The following is a 19,287-nucleotide window of genomic DNA, read 5'->3' as shown; positions in this document are numbered from 1 at the left end:
CTTGTTTTTTTCGCGTTTTCTTGACGCGAGAACCGGTGTCCACCCCCGGACCAAGTCCGGGGCAGGCTTTCGCTGGAAAACACTCCAGCAGGACACTGTTCGACCGTGTATCAACCTTGGGTGATCGGTCCAGCCTATTTGTGACGTGTTGAGGGAACTTCAGCCGGCCCAGCAGCTTTATAGATACCGTGGGGAATCTGTTGGCGGATGGCCGCATGAAGTCTCTCTGGGTCGGTGTTGCACTGCTAGGCGCAGCTATTGTTCTCGGCGGACATGCCGTAGCCCGCGATGACGGTCGCTACGCCAAATCCCCGCTGAAGTCGTGGTTCGACAGCCTCAGGAGCGGAAAGGGGCCATGTTGCTCCGACGCTGATGGCTCTGCTGTCGCCGATGTCGATTGGGAATCCAAGGACGGTCATTACCGTGTGCGGCTCGAGGGCCAATGGATCGACGTCCCTGACGATGCGGTGATTACCGAACCAAATCGCGCTGGCCGGACCATGGTGTGGCCGCTCAAGGATTCGCTCGGGATTTCGATCCGCTGCTTCCTGCCCGGCAGCATGACATAGTGACGGCTTGTCTCAGCCTTCGGCTGCGGAGACGGGCGGCAGCGGATGGGAATCTTGCGGGCGCTGCGCGCCCGACACATGACGTAATCATACGTCACTAGACAGCATTGAAATGCCGCGCTAACCACCGGAAAACGCGAGATATTCGCGCGCAATCGATGGGCTGGGCTGCTTGATGGGTACGATCGATCCAACCGCGCGGGTTGAGGATGGCGCTGTGATCGGAGAGGGGACGACAATCGGCCCCTATTGCATCATCGGGCCGAACGTCACCATCGGCGCGAACTGCAAGTTGACCGCGCATGTGAACGTGGCGGGGCATACGACCGTCGCCGATGGCTGTGTCATTTACCCATTTGCTGCATTGGGAGGCCCGCCGCAGGACCTCAGCTATCGCGGTGAACCGACCCGGCTCGAGATCGGCGAAGGGTGCACCATCCGCGAAGGCGTAACGATGAATGTCGGAACGAAGAAGGGCGGCGGCCTCACGCGGGTGGGCGCACGCGGTTACTTCATGAACAACAGCCACGTCGGCCACGATTGCGTCGTGGGGAGCGATGTTATCTTCGCGACGTCTGCGACGCTGGGCGGTCATTGCGAGATCGGCGATTTCGTCTACATCGGCGGGCTGTCTGCCGTGCATCAGTTCACGCGGATCGGGCCGCAGGTGATGGTCGGTGGCGTCTGCGGTGTCCGCGGCGACATCATTCCGTTCGGTCTCGCCAATGGACAGTATGCCAGCCTCGAAGGGCTGAACATCATCGGCATGAAGCGCCGCAAGTTCACCAGGGAGCGGCTGGCCAAGGTGCGCTCGTTCTACCAAAAGCTGTTTCACGGGCCCGGTATTTTTGCCGAGCGGCTGAATGCAGTTCAGCCGATGGCTGGAGAGGATCCGGCGATCGCCGAAATCCTCGCCTTCATCGGCGACGGTAAACTTCGTCCGCTCTGTCTTCCCGCCGGCGACGGCAACAAGCCTTGATGACGGGATCGCCGCAGCCATGATCTCAGCGGCTTCCGACATTTCATCGCCCGTCGGCGTCATCGCAGGCGGCGGCGCGATGCCATTCGCGGTGGCGGATTCGCTTGCCGCGCGGGGATTGGCGCCAGTGCTGTTCGCACTGCGCGGCGCCTGCGATCCAGATCGCGTCGGCCGCTTCCGCCATCACTGGATCTCGGTCGGACAACTCGGCCGCGCGACAAGGCTGTTCCGTAGTGAGGGCTGCCGCGACCTGATCTTCATCGGTACGCTGCTGCGGCCTGCGCTGTCGGAAATCAGGCTGGACTGGGGAACGATCCGCGTGATCGGCCGCGTCTGGGCGGCGTTTCGCGGCGGCGACGATCACCTGTTGTCGGGGATCGGCCGCATCCTCGAACAGGACGGTTTCCGGATGGTCGGTATCAGGGATGTCGCCCCCGACGTGCTGATGCCAGAGGGGCAAATTGCCCGTGCCATGCCGGATGCTGCCGCCACCGCCGATATTGCCAAGGGGCGGGAAGTGCTCGGCGCGCTCGGGCCGTTCGACATCGGCCAGGCCGTGGTCGTGATCGACGGGCACGTGGTCGCGGTGGAGGATATCGAGGGTACCGACGGGCTGCTGGCGCGCGTGGCGAGGCTGCGCGAGGCGGGGCGCATTCGCGCCAAATCCGGCCGCGGCGTGCTGGTGAAGGCGCCGAAGAGCGGGCAGGATTTGCGGTTCGACCTGCCGGCCGTGGGCGCAAAAACCATCGAAGGCGTGGCAAAAGCTGGGCTCGCCGGCATTGCCGTGATCGCCGGCCACACCATTGCCGCGGACTCGCAAGCCATGATCGAGGTTGCTGATAGTGCCGGCTTGTTCATCCAGGGCTTGCCCGCGTGACGCCGCCTCGCGCGACCGCCGGGATGGAGCGGAGGATATTTCTGATCGCGACGGAAGAATCCGGCGATCGCCTCGGCGCCAGCTTGATGAAGGTGCTGCGCCAGCGCCTTGGTGATGCGGTACAGTTCGAGGGCGTCGGCGGCCGCGCAATGGCGCGCGAAGGCCTGGAGTCGCTGTTTCCGATTGAAGAACTCTCGATCATCGGGCTGGCCGCAGTCGTCAAGGAATTGCCGAAGATCCTCGGGCTGATCAAGGAAACGGCCATCGTGGTGACGGAGGCATCGCCCGATATTCTCATCATCATCGACAGCCCCGACTTTACCCATCGCGTCGCCAGGCGCGTGCGCGCCAAGGATCCCAAGATTCCGATCGTCGATTATGTGTCGCCCTCGGTATGGGCGTGGCGGCCAGGCCGGGCGCGCGCGATGCGCAAATACGTCGATCACGTGCTGGCGCTGTTGCCGTTCGAGCCGGAGGCCTATCGCAGGCTGCACGGGCCGCCTTGCACTTATGTCGGCCATCCCCTGACCGAGCAGTTGTCATCGCTGCGCCCGAACGCCGATGAGGCTAGACGGCGGGCGGAATCGCCGCCGGTGCTGCTGGTGCTGCCGGGAAGCCGGCGCAACGAAATCCGCCACCACATGGCGGTGTTCGGCCAGGCGGTGGGACTGCTGCAGGAGCAGGGCACGCCGTTCGAACTGGTGCTGCCCACCATGCCGCATCTGCAGGAAGCGGTCGTCGATGCGGTGAAGGGCTGGCCGGTCCAGCCCCAGGTCGTGATCGGCGAGCAGGACAAACGGGCGGCCTTTCGGATCGCCCATGCGGCGCTGGCCAAATCCGGTACGGTGACGCTCGAACTGGCACTGGCCGGTGTGCCGATGGTGACGGGCTACCGGGTCGGCGCCATGGAAGCCTGGATCTTGCGGCGCGCGATCAAGGTGAACTCGGTGATCTTGGCCAATCTCGTGATCGGCGAGAACGTCATTCCCGAACTCCTGCAGGAAGACTGTACTCCGGAAAAGCTCGCAGCAGCGCTGCGTGATGTGTTGAGCGACAGCGACCTGCGTCGAAGGCAACTGGAGGCTTTCGGCAAGATCGACGGCATCATGTCGACCGGCAACCAGCCGCCCAGCGTGCGCGCAGCCGACGTCGTGCTGGCGACGATGTGGCAGGCACGGCGGGGGTAGGATTGTAGGATGGGTGCAGCGGAAGCGATACCCATCAATCGCGGCATACACTGGCGATGGGTATCGCTTCCGCTCCACTCATCCTACGAAAAAGCAGAGAAGCCGGACGCGGCGGCGATCGCATCCGGCTTTCCGAGCTGTCGTGTACGCGACGTCGCTTACTTCCGCTTGTCCATCGCCACGTAGTCGCGGCGGGCGACGCCGGTATAGAGCTGGCGCGGACGGCCGATCTTCTGCTGCGGATCCTCGATCATCTCGCTCCACTGGCTGATCCAGCCGACGGTGCGGGCGACCGCGAACAGCACGGTGAACATCGAGGTCGGGAAGCCCATGGCCTTCAGCGTGATGCCTGAATAGAAGTCGACGTTCGGATAGAGCTTGCGGTCGATGAAGTACTGATCGCTCAACGCGATCCTTTCCAATTCCATCGCGACGTTCAGCATCGGATCGTCGCCATGGCCGGTCTCGGCCAGCACGGCGTGACACATCTTCTGCATGATCTTGGCGCGCGGGTCGTAGTTCTTGTAGACACGGTGGCCAAAGCCCATCAGGCGGACTTCGCTGTTCTTGTCCTTCACCTTCGCGATGAATTCCGGAATCTTGTCGACCGTGCCGATCTCCGCGAGCATCGCGAGCGCGGCCTCGTTGGCGCCGCCATGCGCCGGACCCCACAGGCAGGCGATGCCGGCGGCGATGCAGGCGAACGGATTGGCGCCGGAGGAGCCGGCGATACGCACCGTCGAGGTCGAGGCGTTCTGCTCGTGGTCGGCGTGCAGGATGAAGATCTTGTCGAGCGCGTCAGCCAGCACCGGATTGATCTTGTATTCCTCGCAGGGCACCGCGAAGCACATGTGCAGGAAGTTTTCGGCAAAGGAGAGCGAGTTCTTCGGATACATGAAGGGCTGGCCGACGGTGTATTTGTAGGCCATCGCGGCCAGCGTCGGGACCTTAGCGATCATGCGCATCGAAGCGATCATGCGCTGCCGCGGATCGTTGATGTCGGTGCTATCATGATAGAATGCGGCCAGCGCGCCGACGGCGGCGACCATGATCGCCATGGGATGGGCGTCACGGCGGAAACCCTGGAAGAAGCGGGCCATCTGCTCGTGAACCATGGTGTGATGGATTACGCGGTAGTCGAAATCCTGCTTCTGGGACTTGGTCGGAAGTTCCCCGTAGAGCAGCAGATAGCAGGTCTCGAGGAAGTCGCCCTGTTCGGCGAGTTGCTCGATTGGGTAGCCGCGGTATTCCAGCACGCCGGCGTCGCCGTCGATATAGGTGATCTTCGACTGGCAGCTTCCGGTGGAGGTGAAGCCGGGGTCGTAGGTGAACATCCCGGCCTGGGCGTAGAGCTTGGCGATGTCGATGACATCTGGCCCCACCGTGCCGCTGAGGATCGGGAAATCGTAGGTCTTATTACCTACGGTGAGCGTTGCAGTCTTGTTGCTGGATTTTGCGTCCATCGTGAATCCCCGATGAAATCGTTACGAAAAACCGGGCCGACCTTGGTGCCATTCGTAAGGCAGTAGCAAGAGAGGCCGGACTGTCTAGAAGCGGCGCCAAAGGCGTAGCTTATTGCCCTGTGCACTGCAAGATGGCCGCAGCCCCCCATATGGTAGGGGCTCAGCCGGCCGCTTGATCGCCCAGACGGGCCAGGCATTCCTCCCGCCCCAGGACCGCCAAAACGTCGAAAATGCCGGGCGAAGTCGTCCGCCCGGTCAGCGCCACCCGAAGTGGCTGGGCGACGGCGCCGAGCTTGAGGTTGTTCTGCTCCGCGAAATTCCGCATGGCGGATTCGGTGGTCTCGGCGCGCCAGTCGGTCACGGTTTCCAGCGCGATGCGGAGTTGGCCGATCAGCGCCCGGGTTTCCGGCGTCAGCAGAGCCAGGGCCTTCGGCTCGATCTGGAGCGGACGGTCGGCAAAGATGAAGTAGGCGCCCGAGATCAGCTCGATCAAGGTCTTGGCGCGTTCTTTCAAGCTCGGCATCGCCCGCAGCAATTGTGCGCGGGTGGTGTCGTTGAGTTTTGCCTTCAGCTCGGCGCCGTCGGGGACATAGTCCAAGACGCTCTCGAACTGGGCCACCAGCGCGCCGTCATCGGCGTGGCGGATGTAGTGGCCGTTGAGGTTTTCCAGCTTGGCGAAATCGAAGCGTGCAGCAGAGCGCCCGATCGCGGGCAGGTCGAACGCGTCGATCATTTCCTGCGTCGAGAAAATCTCCTGGTCGCCATGGCTCCAGCCGAGCCGGACCAGGTAATTGCGCAGCGCCGCCGGCAGATATCCCATGGCGCGGTAGGCATCGACACCAAGCGCGCCATGGCGCTTCGACAGTTTTGAACCATCGGGCCCGTGGATCAGCGGGATATGGGACATGTTCGGGATGTCCCATCCAAGTGCATCATAGATCTGTTTCTGGCGCGCGGCGTTGATCAGATGATCATCGCCGCGGATGACATGGGTCACGCCCATGTCGTGGTCGTCGACCACGACAGCCAGCATGTAGGTCGGATTGCCGTCGCCACGCAGCAGCACGAGGTCGTCGAGGTTTTCGTTCTGCCAGACCACGCGGCCCTGCACCTGATCCTCGATCACGGTCTCGCCGGTCTGCGGGGCCTTCAGGCGAATGGTCGGCTTCATGCCGGCGGGCGCTTCTCCCGGATCACGATCCCGCCACATCCCGTCATAGAGGCGGGTGCGGCCCTCCGCGCGCGCCTTCTCGCGCATCGCGGTCAGCTCCTCCGCAGTGGCATAGCAACGATAGGCATTGCCACTGGCGAGCAGGGACTCGGCGATCTCGCGATGCCTTGCGGCGCGGCTGTACTGGTAGATGACGTCGTCGTCCCAATCGAGCTCGAGCCATTTCAGCCCGTCAAGGATCGCGGCGATGGCGGCTTCCGTGGAGCGCTCGCGGTCGGTGTCCTCGATCCGCAGCAGCATCTTGCCGCCGCGCTTCTTGGCATAGAGCCAGTTGAACAGCGCGGTCCGGGCGCCTCCGATATGGAGGAAGCCGGTGGGCGAAGGGGCGAAGCGTGTGACGACGGAATCAGTCATTACAAAGCGCGTGAGCGGTGAACGGCGGTGGTGTATAGCAGGAACGGTTCATAACTAAAGCCCGGGCCGGTGGCAAAGTGGGCTTGGCTCACAGGGGCGAATTTGGCAGAAGGTTCGCTAATCCCTAACAGGAACTCAGGATGACCACAGAATCGGTAACGGCAGAGGCGGGGCGCGATTTCATCCGCGACATCGTCCAGGCCGATCTCTCTTCCGATAAGCACAGCCGGGTCGTGACCCGATTTCCGCCGGAGCCGAACGGCTATCTGCATATCGGCCATGCCAAGTCGATTGCCCTGAATTTCGGCATCGCGCAGGAGTTCGGAGGCAAGTGTCATCTGCGCTTCGACGACACCAACCCGACCAAGGAAGAGCAGGAATACATCGATTCCATCCAGGCCGACGTGCATTGGCTCGGCTACGACTGGGGAACCGACCTCTATTACGCCTCCGACTATTTCGATCGTCTGTATGACTGGGCGGAGGGCCTGATCAAGGCGGGCGATGCCTATGTCGACGACCAGTCGCAGGAGGAAATCCGTATCAACCGCGGCACGCTGACGGAACCCGGCAAGAACTCGCCGTTCCGCGACCGCACGGTCGAGGAAAACCTCGATCTCTTCCGCCGCATGAAGGCCGGCGAGTTTCCGAACGGCAGCCGCGTGCTGCGCGCCAAGATCGATATGGCGGCCGGCAACATCAACCTGCGCGATCCCGTGCTCTACCGCATCCTCCATGCCGAGCATCCGCGCACCGGCACCAAATGGTCGATCTATCCGAGCTACGACTACGCTCACGGCCAGTCGGACGCCATCGAAGGCATCACGCATTCGATCTGCACGCTGGAATTCGAGGACCACCGGCCGCTCTATGAGTGGCTGCTGGACAAGCTGCCGGTGCCGTCAAAGCCGCGGCAGTACGAATTCGCCCGCCTCAATCTGACTTACACGCTCTTGTCGAAGCGCGTGCTGACGCAGCTCGTGCGCGACGGCCACGTCTCCGGCTGGGACGATCCGCGCATGCCGACGATCGCGGGATTGAAACGGCGCGGCGTGCCGCCGGCCGCGGTGCGCGAATTCGTCAAGCGCATCGGGGTGGCGAAAGCCAACAGCGTGGTCGATGTCGGCATGCTGGAATTCTGCATTCGCGAGCACCTCAACAAGACGGCGCAGCGGCGGATGGCGGTACTGCGGCCGCTGAAAGTCGTCATCGAGAATTATCCGGAAGGGCAGACGGAGGAACTCGAGGCCGTCAACCATCCCGACGATCCGGCCGCGGGCACGCGCAAAATCTCGTTCGGCCGCGAGCTCTATATCGAGCGCGATGATTTCATGGAGAACCCGCCCAAAAAATTCTTCCGCCTGTCGCCGGGCAACGAGGTGCGGCTGCGCTACGCCTACTTTGTGAAATGCACCGGCGTCATCAAGAACGACGCGGGCGAAGTGATCGAACTGCGCTGCACCTACGATCCCGCGACCAAGGGCGGCAACGCCCCTGACGGCCGCAAGGTAAAGGCCACCATGCACTGGCTATCGGCCAAGGATTCGGTGCCGGCGGAAGTGCGCGTCTACAATCAGCTCTTCTCGAACCCGAGCCCGAGTGCCGCGAATTTCGCCGCCGACCTCAGTCCGGAATCGCTAGAAGTGCTGCCTGGGGCGCGGGTCGAGCCGTTGGTCGCATCAGACAACTCCGGCGAGGTGATGCAGTTCGAACGGCAGGGCTATTTCGTGCGCGACAAGGATTCCGCGCCGGGCAAGCCGGTGTTCAACCGCACCATTGGGCTGCGCGACACCTTTGCCAAGGAAGTTGGCGGGAAGGGGTGAGGCGACGGTGCAAAGCGCGGCCGACGACGCGGTATCCACCATCATCGAGAAATGGTCGGCGGCGTTCCGCAAGCTCGACGCAGACGCGCTTGCTGCGCTTTATTCGCGACACGCGCTCTTTTACGGATCGAACCCCACGCTCTATCGCGGCAGTGAAGGCGTTGTAGCCTATTTCAATGCGCTTCCACGCTGGCGTGCGCCAACGGTGCAGTTCACGGATGTGATGATCGCGCAGGTCAGCTCCGATCTGATCAATTTCGCCGGAATCGCGAATTTCGATCTCGGCGAAGAGGTCTCGCCGCTGTCGGTCAAAATCACCTGGGTGATCCTTCGCGAGGACGGCGACTGGAAGATCGTCAGCCATCATGTCTCGTCCAAGACCCCGCTGATCGAGCCGTAGGCCTGCCACCCTATGACGCGCGGGTGAGAAAGATCGGCAGCCCTCGCTTATTGCCGTAGATGGGGCGGTAGCGCTCCGTGTTGTACGTGCTGGCGACGTCCAATTTGCGCGGCCCGAGCTTGGCGTCAGGGATGGGCACGAGGTCGTAGCGCCCCTCCACCAGCGCCGACATGCGGCCGGTCTTGCCTTCCAGGATGGCATCGTAGGCCATGTTACCGAAAGTCAGGGCCACGAGCTTGTCGATGAAGTCCGGATTGCCAGATCGCAGGTCGTAGGTGAGGTCAGACGTGATCGTCTCCTCGCCGACGCGCCGCTTGATCTCGTCGGCGAACGATTCCGCCACACTCGCCTTCTTGCGATGGCCGTAGGCATCCGGCTCGCCGTATTCCTGCACCTCGTAGCCCTCCCACGCGGCGCCCTCGCTGAGCACGACCAGCGCGTAGTTGCTCGGGTTGGCGCGCTTCTCCTCGACGAGCAACCGGATCAGCTTGTCGAGATCGAACTTGTACTCCGGTATGACGCACCGGATCGAGGTGGCGTACGCGGTATAGAGCGCTGTAAATCCGGCATCGCGGCCAAAGACGCGGAAGATGCCGATTCGCTCGTGCGAACCGACCGTGGTGCGCTGCCGCTGGATGGCGTCGCTGGCGCGGGTGATCGCGGTCGAGAAGCCGATGCAGTACTCGGTGTTGCGGACGTCGTTGTCCATGGTCTTCGGAATGGCGATGATCTTGACACCGAGTTCGTTGAGCTTGGCTGCGTAACTCAGCGTGTCGTCGCCGCCGATGGCGATCAGGTGCTCGATGCCGAGCCCAGAGAGGTTAGCCAGCACCTGGGTAGTAACGTCCCACGTCTTGGTTGCGATGCCGCCCTTCGTGCTGAGCGAGGCTGGAAAGTCCTTGCCGACGAGATGATCCGGCAGCTTCTTCATCTTGGACGGATTGGTGCGGCTCGAGTGCAGCATGGTGCCGCCGCTCCGGTCTATGGTGCGCGTGTTGTCACGGTTCAGCGGGATGATGTAGTGGGACCTGCTGGCCGGGTCCTCGAGGTTTACGTGCGTGAGGGCCTCCCAACCACGGCGGAGGCCGACGACCTCGATGTCGTTCTCGCTGCCGCGATAGGTCACGCTCTTGATAACAGCGTTGAGGCCGGGAACGTCGCCGCCGCCCGTGAGAATGCCGATACGCCTTTTTGCCATACCCACCTCGCAGGCGATCCCTTACTCGGCCGCTTCCGGCTTGCGCTCCTTGCGCACCTGAAAGCGCTTCAGCAGTGAGGACACGGTGTCGCGGAAGCCACCATACTCCAGCTCGGAATAGGGCAGCATCGCGGCACCGGACCAGCCCTGGTTGCGCATCTCGATTGCCTTGCGCTGGGCGCGCCGGCGGACCTCGTCCCACGCCGGATTGTCGAAGAAATCGGTATAGGACTCGGAGAAGCGGCCATCCTTGTCGATCGAAAAGCCGGCGCAGGAAACGATCGGGAGGCAGTACATGCCTGTCACCGGTGTGTTAATTGGCACCGGCATGAGCGGCATCACGTGCGAGCCGCGCGCATCGCCGCCTACGAAGTGCGCCTTCGCGAACGGCGAGACGATTTCTTCAGGTGCCGGGAAAATCCCCTGGTTCCTGACGATCGCGACCGGATCGTCCTTGCCGGTGTACTTGCCTGCGATCGCGTGAAGACGCTGCGCCGAAACGGCGACGGCGACCTCGCCATGGGTCCGGGAAACGATGCGATCAATGCCAAAGCGCTCGTTGTCGCGGAGCAGCGCGGCAATGTGGTAGCCGTCCGCGGGCGCGTCGAGTTCGATCACGCTGTCGCCGGCCGTGTTGTCCATGTCGATGACATGGAAACGGAATCCCTTAATCATTGGGGGCAGCATCAGCCCGGCGCAATACATGGGATCGGCAAAGGCGAGGTAGAGCGGCAGGTTGTAGGCGCCGGGGCCGCATTTGTCGGCGGCGAACACCATGAAGGACTCCGCAGGTCTCGTGCCCGAGAGGCTGTGGTCGAAGCTGAGCTCGGCGACGCCCGGGCCGGCGCCGCGGACGTTTCCGGACGGTGCGTCGACGAGAAGATCCTGGCCGGCACCATAAAGCCCGGAGGCTTTCGCGACCGAGGTGGCCGCGAGGAACGCCTTCCAGGCAAGTTGATGGACCTCGGAGCTCCCTTCGCCCCGTGTGTGCGTCATGATGATCGCAATGTCGTCGCCGGTGTGGCAGACGAAACCGTCGATCAGCAGGCCATCGCAGATCGCCTTCGCGACCTCGCCCTCGACAGCCGCCATCATGCGTGTGGACGGTTTCGTGTGGCCGCCGACGGAGCCTATGTCAGCCTTGATGACGGAAAGGGTAAGTCTCATGAGCGTTCCCTCCGACCGGTGCAACGCAACGCCTCCGCCTCGGCGCTCGCTGCGCCGGGGCAACGGCGCTGCTCATTGGGCGGAGAGAACGTGTCATGTTGCAATAGGTTCCACCCGAAGTCACGGCGCCTCGGCTCGCCGCGAGCTGAGCGAGTAGCAATGGCAATTGTTGCACGGCACGAGTCCATTTTGGTGGTTTTCCAGACCCGCTGAAGCCGAAATCCGCGCATGCCTGCGGATGAGTTCACATCCTAAATGTCGTAATACAAATGGAACTCATATGGATGAGGGCGCAGCCGGATTGGATCGACCTCTTTCTTCCGCTTGTAGTCGAGCCAAGTCTCGATCACGTCCTCGGTGAACACGTCGTTACGGAGCAGAAAGGCGTGATCGCGATCGAGCGCGTCAAGCGCCTGATCCAGCGACCCTGGTGTCGACCTCACGTTCTTCGCCTCGGCGGGCGGCAGGTCATAAAGGTTCTTGTCGATCGGGCTGCCTGGATCGATCCGGCTGATGATGCCGTCGAGACCGGCCATCAGCATCGCGGCAAAGGCCAGATAGGGATTGCAGGAGGGATCCGGCGAGCGAAATTCAACCCGCTTTGCCCGCGGGTTCGGCGAATACATCGGAATCCGGCAGCAGGCTGAGCGATTGCGCTGGGAATAGACCAGATTGATCGGAGCCTCATAGCCGGGCACCAGACGCCGATAAGAATTCGTGGTGGGGGCGCAAAGCGCACACAACGCCCAGGCGTGGGTCAACAGGCCGCCGATGTAGTAGCGGCCGAGCTGGCTCAATTCGGCATAGTCGCCCTTGTCGTAGAACAGATTGGTCTCGCCCTTCCACAGGGACTGGTGAACGTGCATTCCCGAGGCGTTGTCCTCGAACAGCGGCTTCGGCATGAACGTCGCGGTCTTGCCGTGCTCGCGGGCGGTGTTCTTCACCACGTATTTGTAGATCATCAGATTGTCCGCCATGCGGGTGAGCGTAGTGAAACGCATGTCGATCTCGTTCTGGCCGCCGGTCGCGACTTCATGGTGATGGGCCTCGATCTGGATGCCCAGCTGCTCCATTGTCAGCACCATTTCGGTGCGGAGAGCCTGCATGCTATCGGTCGGCGGAACGGGAAAATATCCTTCCTTGGGGCGCGGCTTGTGGCCCAGATTCGGCTCTTCCTCCGCGCCGGTATTCCAGCTGCCTTCACTGGAATCGATTTCGTGGAAGGCATGATTGATGCCCTGCCCGTAGCGCACCTCGTCGAACACAAAGAACTCCGCCTCCGGGCCGAAGTAACTCGTATCGGCGAGGCCGGTACCTTTCAGGTTCGTTTCGGCCTTCTGGGCGATGTAACGGGCGTCACGGCTATAGGGTTGACCGGTCACGGGGTCCCTGATGTTGCAGATCAGGACCAGGGTGGACACAGGGGAATACGGGTCGAGAAAGGCCGTGGCCGGGTCCGGCACGACCAGCATGTCGCTTTCCTGAATTTCCTGAAAGCCGCGGATGGACGAGCCGTCGAACCCAATGCCTTCGCTGAGAGCATCGATACTCGCTGCACCCGGTGGGACGGAAAAATGCTGCCACACCCCGGGCAAGTCGGTAAAGCGCAGATCGATCATCTGCACCTTCTCGTCTTTGATCGCCTTCACGAGATCTTCGGCTGTCGCACACTTCGGAAACATGGCTTCAACTCCTGTAACGGAGAGCCGCATCTTGGACGTTGCGATGCCATTCAGCCGTGGCGAAGCGACTTGCGACGGCTCCTGGCCCACGTTCTGCGTTGCCGCGCCGGCAATCTCAGCTTTGGTGGGGACCACGCATCATCTTCATCGCGTCTTCGATATGCCGCCAGGTTCTGGCCAGTTCGACCTCGCCCTTTGCCTCGAGTTCGATGGCATTCTGGGCAGCTTCCGCAATGGCCTTGGCGCCATGAGCTTCCAGTAACTGCCGCGCATAGTCGTGGATTTCGGTTTCTCGCATGGCGTCATGCTCCTCTCATTCTGAGCGCGACCGGGAATTCCAGTCGAGCTGAGAACCGTAGACGTTGACACCTGATCCCGCGCACACAGTGTGCATCCTGCCGCGGCGCACTTGCAAGCGTGCTTTCAAGAGCGCGTTCCCACCGGTGAGCTGCCCGGATTGGATGGTGGCTCCGGGGGAAGAGCAGCGGCAACACAACGCAGGCCGGACGGCTACGTTTTGAGTAGCGGTCGATCGCGACGGGCGCTGCGTTAAGCGTGATGGCCTCGCACCCGCGGCGCCTCAGGATCGGCCTAGCAGCCCCGGCAAATGCTGCGCAGGGATTTGGCGAGCTGAGCATCCTCCTGGGCCATCGGCTCATACGGCTTTTGCTGTGCCTGCCGGTCCTCATCAGCCTTTTGCCGGGCGGCCCGCGCAACGTCCTGGCGCTGATAGCACGCTTCGCGCTCTGCTCTTGCTTCGATGAAGCGGCATTGTTCAGCCGCTGCGACAGCGGATGCCGACGTCGCCAAAGCAAATAGGAGGCAGGCCGCAAGTCTCATGACGTGATTGTAGCGCCGGCCGGCGTGCATTTCCTCAAGTTTCTGCATTCGTTCCGCTAGCGGCCCAAATACAGCGTCCGGTAGTCTTGCGGTCTTCACGAGATCGTAAGGTGTAGGCTCGGTGGCGGAGCAGGGCGACACGTCGGGCCGAAAACGGGGCTATGCCGGCACCTGGCCGCCGCGCGCTGCGGCGCCGGTCGGCGGCATTTTGCCATCGCGTCCCGCGTTCTGGCCGCCACTGATCGAGACCTTGCGTACATGGGCACGCGCCGAAGCCGGTGCCGGCCGCCTGCTGCCGTGGGTACCCGTTGCATTCGGCACCGGCATTGCCTTTTACTTCGCCGCCGATCATGAGCCGGCGCTGTCAGTGGCTGCCATTGTGGCAATCGCGCTGTGCGCGGTGGCGGTGCTGTTGCGGCGACAGAAATTCTTTCCCGCCGCGGTGATGATCGCGGCCGTCGCCGCGGGCTTTGCGGTCGCGACCTGGAAGACCGCCCGGATCGCGCATGGCGTGCTGGCGCGGCCGATGTTTTCGGTGTCGCTGACGGGTTTTGTCGAGACTCGCGACATCCGCGAGCGCACCGACCGTTTTGTCCTTCGCGTCGTCACCATGGAAAGCGCGCGCGGAACGACGAAGCTGGAGCGGGTGCGGCTGTCGGTAAGGAAGGGCACGGCGCCGCCAGTTGGGAGCTTCGTCGAGCTGAAGGCGCGGCTGTTGCCGCCGCTTTCGCCGGTGCGGCCGGGTAGCTACGATTTCAGCCGCGACATGTTTTTCGCCGGCATCGGGGCCTCTGGCTTCGTGATGGGCGCGATCAAGACCACCGAGCCGCCAGCCGCGGGCGGCGGGCTCCGCCTGCGCTATTCGGCTGTGATGCAAGGCCTGCGCGATACGATCGATGCGCGGATCAGGACCACGCTGGAAGGCGACAAGCGCGCGATTGCGACCGCCCTGTTGACCGGGCGGCGCGATGCGATCTCACCGCCGGTGAACGATGCGATGTTCATCTCCGGTCTCGGCCATGTGCTGTCGATCTCCGGCTATCACATGGCCGTCGTCGCCGGCGTCGTGTTCTTTGCGGTGCGGGCGCTGTTGGCGCTGTTCCCTGTGCTCACGGTCGGCCAGCCCATAAAGAAGTGGTCGGCGGCGGCAGCCCTCGTTGCCGCCGCGTTCTATCTGCTGCTGTCGGGCGCCGAGGTCGCGACGCAAAGATCGTTCTTCATGACGGCCGTGGTGCTGATCGCGGTCATGGTCGATCGCCGCGCGATTACGTTTCGCACGCTCGCGGTCGCCGCCCTGATCGTGCTCTCGGTCGCGCCGGAAGCGCTGGTACATCCGAGTTTCCAGATGTCGTTTGCGGCGACACTGGGGCTGGTGGCGCTGGTGCAGATCGGCATGCCGCGCCTGTTCGCGACGGCGGATCATACCGCAACGGCGCGCGTGGCGCTGTGGGGCGGCCGCGAAGTCACCATGCTGTTGCTGGCCTCGTTGGTGGCGGGGCTTGCGACCATGCCTTACGCCGCCTTTCACTTTCACCGGGTCACGCCTTACGGCGTGCTGGCCAACCTCGCGGCGATGCCGGTGGTCTCCGCGCTGGTGATGCCGGCGGGCCTGCTTGGCCTCGTCGCGATGCCGTTCGGCTTCGATCGACTGTTCTGGGCGGCCATGGGCCTCGGCATCGACTGGATGATTGCGGTGACGCAATGGGTCGCGGCGTTACCCGGCGCGGTCGGCCGGGTGCCGGCCTTCGGCATCGGACCGCTGATTGCGGCGAGCCTCGGCATCATCCTGCTCGGCCTGTTGCGCACGCCGCTGCGCTGGTCGGGAGCGGCGCTGGTACTATCAGCGGCGCTGTGGGCGGCGAGGGCGCCGCAGCCGGATATCCTGATTTCCGCCGACGGGCGCAATGTCGGGGTGCGCGGCCAGGATGGCCGGCTGCATTTGATGCACGCGGCCAAGGGGTCTCGAGACGTCTTCCTCTTGAAGGAGTGGCTGGCGGCGGATGCGGACGCACGAACGGCGGCTGACGCCTCGCTCACGTCAGGCGTCTCATGCGACGATCTTGGCTGCGTGGTGCAAGCCGTCGGCGGCGGCCTGATCGCGCAGGCGCTCAGGCCCGAGGCGTTTTCGGACGATTGCGAGCGCGCGGCAATCATTGTGACGCTGCGGCAGGCCCCGGCGGCATGCGGTGCTTCCGTCATCGGCGCCGAACGGCTGCGGCGTCAGGGCGCGATGGCGTTGCGGCGTGGCCGCGAGGGATTTGCCGTCGAGGCGGTCAAGCCGAGGGGGATCGACCGGCCTTGGTCGCCGGCCATAGCCGACGAGAGTGAGGCCGACACCACCGTGTTGGCGCCGCGCGTCGTGCCACCGCGCAGCGTCGATGCCACGCCGGCCGAGGCAGACCTTCAGGCGGAGGAGTAGACGGGCGTCAGTGCTCGTCGACCGTGGGTTTGGCTGGAATTTCGAACGCGCCGAGATGGAATTCCTCGGGCGCGTCGGGCGCCGACGGCAGAGCGACCAGCGTGAACGATGCGTCGGGGAATTGTTGCCAGATTGCGAGATCCTCGGCCGTGATGGTGAGCCAGCCGTACCTGAACATGTACCGCCCGGGCTCAGTGACGCGCCCGGCTTTTTGCCACGTTACCTTGTTGACCACCGACTGCCCCCTGCGGTGCCGAGTTCTGAAAAATGTACCACCATGATCCGCCGGCCTTGGGCCGGCGGATCATATGCGCGTGGGCGTTTATCCGGTCACGATCGATTCGGCCGGACGCGCTTCCGTCACCTTCGGCGCGCGTTCGCCACCGGTCTGGACCACCGGCAATTGCAGCACGGTCGCGCGCTGGCCTTCGCAAAGCTGCGTCACCAGCACATGGCTTCCGTCGGGAAATTCGATCGCGTCATGGTGACGGTCGGAGATATGGGGGTCGATTTGATTGAACTTGCCGACCCGCCAGTCGGTGGTTCGAGTCCAGATCCACCGGTTGTCGTATTTGACGTCCTCAGCGAACGCCAGTTCGGTGCCGGGAAGCATGCAGACCGCCACTGCAGGCTCGCGTTCCGACGCAAAGCCGCGGGTCGATGTACCGCGGAATGTCGTGGTGATCAGCGTCTCGCCGACCTCGGCAGGCCGCGTAGCCACAGCATGCAGGCTATAGTCACACATCGGATGGCTCCCTCGTTTGAGATAGCTGACCCGTGTCTAGAAGGAGGCACAGGCCTCTATCAGAGTGGACATGGCGCAGAGCCTTTTCTCGTTTCTGGGCAATTCTGCGACTGGCGCACTGCGCCACATTCACAAACGCGCTAACGGGCGTTGGTTCCAAACGCGCAACAAAAAACCCCGGCCGCGGGCCGAGGCTCTTTTCCGTCACGGCCCGGACGGCATAACGGGTCAGTATTTGCGGTAGAGCCCGATCAGCTTGCCCTGAATCCGGACCCGGTTCGGCGGCAGGATGCGGACTTCATAGGCGGTGTTGGCGGGCTCGAGCGCGATCGAGGCGCCGCGGCGGCGGAAGCGCTTCAGCGTGGCTTCCTCCTCGTCGATCAGCGCCACGACGATGTCGCCGGTGTCGGCGGTCTCGTTGCGTTGGATCAGCGCCATGTCGCCGTCGAGAATGCCCGCGTCCACCATGGAATCGCCGCGCACTTCGAGCGCGTAATGTTCGCCGGAGCCGAGCATGTCCGGCGGTACGCTGATGGTGTGGCTGCGGGTCTGCAGCGCCTCGATCGGCGTACCGGCGGCAATCCGGCCCATGACAGGCACGGCCACCGGGCGATTGCCGTCGTCCTCGGCGGCCGGCGCGCTCACTGTGCGTTTGCCAAGCGTACCCTCGATCACGCTCGGCGTGAAGCCGCGGCGGCTGTTGGCGGCGGCTGCGAGCTCGGGCAGCTTGATGACTTCGATGGCGCGGGCGCGGTTGGGCAGGCGACGGATGAAGCCACGCTCCTCCAGTGCGGTGATGAGGCGGTGGATTCCGGATTTCGAGCGCAGATCGAGCGCGTCCTTCATCTCATCGAAGGAGGGCGGCACGCCGGCCTCTTTCAGCCGTTCATTGATGAAACGCAGAAGTTCGTACTGTTTGCGCGTAAGCATCGCGAGCAATCCCCCGGTTGGCGTCGTCTCGTTCCGAATTTTCAGCGCCCGGATCGTGGAGTCCCCAAACTCTCGATCAAAGACACTAGCAGTCGAAACAAATCATGAACGGACACTATATGTTCGATATGTGTTCCGCAACCACTTAATTTCAGGTGAACGCATTGCGGTTCCGGCCCAAGGTGCTGGGGGAACACCGTTCAGGCGTCATTCCGGCAGCCGGAGCAGCTCGCAACGAGAACCCTTTGTGGCAGCCGGCGCGAACGGCGGACGTATCACAAGTGCACGTGCCGCAGCGAGATTCCCTGATAGCGACGAGTCCTGATGGTTCACCGGCACGGCAACCAGCGTGCCGTCGTCGCGGGCTTCGAGGCGGGCGCGAAGATAGTCTTCGCGCTTATCATTGGCGGCGAGATCGCGGCCGAGCAGCGCGCTTTCGCGCAGGTGATGGATGGTATCGCGGCCCGATAGAGCGCGAATCAGCGGCACCAGGAACAGGAAGCCGCAGACATACGAGGAGACGGGATTGCCTGGCAGGCCGATCACCCGCATCGCGCCCAGCCTGCCGTGCATCATCGGCTTGCCCGGCCGCATCGCGATCCGCCAGAATGCGATGGCGACGCCCTCGGCTTCCAGCGACCGCTTGACGAGGTCGTGGTCGCCGACCGACGCGCCGCCCAGGGTGATCAGGATGTCCGCGTCGGCCTTGCGGGCACGGCGGATGCCGTCCGTGGTCGCGGCGACGGTGTCGGCGGCGATTCCGAGGTCGATGATTTCTGCCCCTTCGGCCCGCGCCAGTGCCCGCAAGCCGTAGCCGTTGGAATAGACGATCTGGCCGGGGCTAGGGCTTGCGCCCGGCATCACCAGCTCGTCGCCGGTCGCCAGCATCGCAACTTTCGGGCGGCGGTGCACCGCAAGCTCCGGGTAGTTCATGCCGGCGGCGAGCGAGAGGTCGCGGTCGGTGAGGCGGCGCCCGCGTTTGAGGAGGACGTCGCCTTCGCGGAAATCAACGCCCGCGGCGCGGATATGCCGCCCCGGAACGGCAGCTTCCGTGATGGTGATATGATCGCCCTCGACGCCAGTGTCTTCCTGGATGATGACAGCGTCGGCGCCATCGGGAATCACGCCGCCGGTAAAGATCCGCACCGCTTCCCCCGGGCCGACCTTCCGCTCGAACGGGCGGCCGGCGGCGACCTCGCCGATCACCTTTAGCCGCGCGCTGACATCGGCGGCGTCAGCTGCGCGCACCGCATAGCCGTCCATCGCCGACATCGCTTGCGGCGGTTGCGTCCGCCGCGAGGCGACGTCGCGTGCGAGAATGCGGTGATACGCCTCATCGAGCGCCACCATTTCTTCGGGCAGGGGATCGGCGCCCGCGAGGATGGCAGACAATGCATCGGCAACCGGCATCAACGCCACGGGC

General features: G+C 63.6%; 17 protein-coding genes. 7 read left to right on the top strand and 10 right to left on the bottom strand.

The window, feature by feature from the left end:
* The first annotated feature begins 215 nt into the window (after positions 1-215).
* The 4 genes from V1290_RS02945 (at position 216) to lpxB (ending at position 3,612) form a co-directional block, all read left to right on the top strand.
* Positions 216-569, top strand: a complete 354-nt coding sequence (locus V1290_RS02945; protein ID WP_334362929.1) for a hypothetical protein — start codon at positions 216-218, stop codon at positions 567-569.
* A gap of 175 nt (positions 570-744) precedes the next feature.
* On the top strand, positions 745-1,548 hold the full coding sequence (lpxA, locus tag V1290_RS02940) for an acyl-ACP--UDP-N-acetylglucosamine O-acyltransferase (protein ID WP_334362928.1): 804 nt from the start codon (positions 745-747) through the stop codon (positions 1,546-1,548).
* 19 nt (positions 1,549-1,567) lie between these two features.
* Entirely contained in the window at positions 1,568-2,425 is an 858-nt protein-coding gene (locus tag V1290_RS02935; RefSeq protein ID WP_334362926.1) for an LpxI family protein, read from the top strand.
* 23 nt (positions 2,426-2,448) lie between these two features.
* Complete coding sequence (lpxB, locus tag V1290_RS02930; protein WP_334368914.1) at positions 2,449-3,612, top strand: lipid-A-disaccharide synthase; 1,164 nt, start codon at positions 2,449-2,451, stop codon at positions 3,610-3,612.
* A gap of 158 nt (positions 3,613-3,770) precedes the next feature.
* On the opposite strand, the gene gltA is transcribed toward lpxB, so the two are convergent.
* Positions 3,771-5,075, bottom strand: a complete 1,305-nt coding sequence (gene gltA, locus V1290_RS02925; RefSeq protein ID WP_334362925.1) for a citrate synthase — start codon at positions 5,073-5,075, stop codon at positions 3,771-3,773.
* A gap of 160 nt (positions 5,076-5,235) precedes the next feature.
* Positions 5,236-6,660 (bottom strand): glutamate--tRNA ligase, encoded by a 1,425-nt coding sequence (gene gltX / locus V1290_RS02920; RefSeq protein ID WP_334362923.1) that lies wholly within the window; start codon positions 6,658-6,660, stop codon positions 5,236-5,238.
* 140 nt (positions 6,661-6,800) lie between these two features.
* Between gltX and V1290_RS02915 the strand changes: the two genes are divergently transcribed.
* Both V1290_RS02915 and V1290_RS02910 read left to right on the top strand, forming a co-directional pair.
* Positions 6,801-8,483, top strand: coding sequence for a glutamine--tRNA ligase/YqeY domain fusion protein (locus V1290_RS02915; protein WP_334362921.1), 1,683 nt, complete (start codon positions 6,801-6,803; stop codon positions 8,481-8,483).
* Positions 8,484-8,490: 7 nt separating this feature from the next.
* Positions 8,491-8,883 (top strand): YybH family protein, encoded by a 393-nt coding sequence (locus tag V1290_RS02910; RefSeq protein WP_334362920.1) that lies wholly within the window; start codon positions 8,491-8,493, stop codon positions 8,881-8,883.
* 10 nt (positions 8,884-8,893) lie between these two features.
* On the opposite strand, the gene V1290_RS02905 is transcribed toward V1290_RS02910, so the two are convergent.
* From V1290_RS02905 to V1290_RS02890, 4 genes are all read right to left on the bottom strand, one after another.
* On the bottom strand, positions 8,894-10,081 hold the full coding sequence (locus V1290_RS02905; RefSeq protein WP_334362919.1) for a 6-phosphofructokinase: 1,188 nt from the start codon (positions 10,079-10,081) through the stop codon (positions 8,894-8,896).
* A gap of 21 nt (positions 10,082-10,102) precedes the next feature.
* Positions 10,103-11,248 (bottom strand): fructose-1,6-bisphosphatase, encoded by a 1,146-nt coding sequence (locus V1290_RS02900; protein WP_334362918.1) that lies wholly within the window; start codon positions 11,246-11,248, stop codon positions 10,103-10,105.
* Positions 11,249-11,499: 251 nt separating this feature from the next.
* The gene (gene glnA, locus V1290_RS02895) at positions 11,500-12,930 is read right to left on the bottom strand and encodes a type I glutamate--ammonia ligase (protein WP_334362917.1); all 1,431 of its coding nucleotides are present in this window, start codon (positions 12,928-12,930) and stop codon (positions 11,500-11,502) included.
* A gap of 115 nt (positions 12,931-13,045) precedes the next feature.
* Positions 13,046-13,228: a hypothetical protein gene (locus tag V1290_RS02890; RefSeq protein ID WP_065729174.1), complete on the bottom strand. Its 183-nt coding sequence runs from the start codon at positions 13,226-13,228 to the stop codon at positions 13,046-13,048.
* A 663-nt stretch (positions 13,229-13,891) separates the two neighbouring features.
* On the opposite strand from V1290_RS02890, the gene V1290_RS02885 reads away from it, so the two are divergent.
* Positions 13,892-16,189 (top strand): ComEC/Rec2 family competence protein, encoded by a 2,298-nt coding sequence (locus V1290_RS02885; RefSeq protein ID WP_334362916.1) that lies wholly within the window; start codon positions 13,892-13,894, stop codon positions 16,187-16,189.
* Between the two features lie 7 nt (positions 16,190-16,196).
* Here V1290_RS02885 and V1290_RS02880 read toward each other — a convergent pair whose 3' ends face one another.
* The 4 genes from V1290_RS02880 to V1290_RS02865 all read right to left on the bottom strand — a co-directional run bounded on the left by V1290_RS02880 (position 16,197) and on the right by V1290_RS02865 (position 19,283).
* A complete protein-coding gene (locus V1290_RS02880) occupies positions 16,197-16,424 on the bottom strand; it encodes a hypothetical protein (RefSeq protein WP_028345854.1) in 228 nt (75 codons plus the stop codon).
* A gap of 87 nt (positions 16,425-16,511) precedes the next feature.
* Complete coding sequence (locus tag V1290_RS02875; RefSeq protein WP_334362915.1) at positions 16,512-16,934, bottom strand: hypothetical protein; 423 nt, start codon at positions 16,932-16,934, stop codon at positions 16,512-16,514.
* Positions 16,935-17,162: 228 nt separating this feature from the next.
* Entirely contained in the window at positions 17,163-17,864 is a 702-nt protein-coding gene (gene lexA, locus V1290_RS02870; protein WP_057843135.1) for a transcriptional repressor LexA, read from the bottom strand.
* A gap of 207 nt (positions 17,865-18,071) precedes the next feature.
* A complete protein-coding gene (locus tag V1290_RS02865; RefSeq protein WP_334362912.1) occupies positions 18,072-19,283 on the bottom strand; it encodes a molybdopterin molybdotransferase MoeA in 1,212 nt (403 codons plus the stop codon).
* Between the last annotated feature and the right edge of the window lie 4 nt (positions 19,284-19,287).

The organism is Bradyrhizobium sp. AZCC 1578, from assembly GCF_036924675.1.
Classification (GTDB): domain Bacteria; phylum Pseudomonadota; class Alphaproteobacteria; order Rhizobiales; family Xanthobacteraceae; genus Bradyrhizobium.
This window is presented reverse-complemented; position numbering and strand designations above follow the sequence as displayed.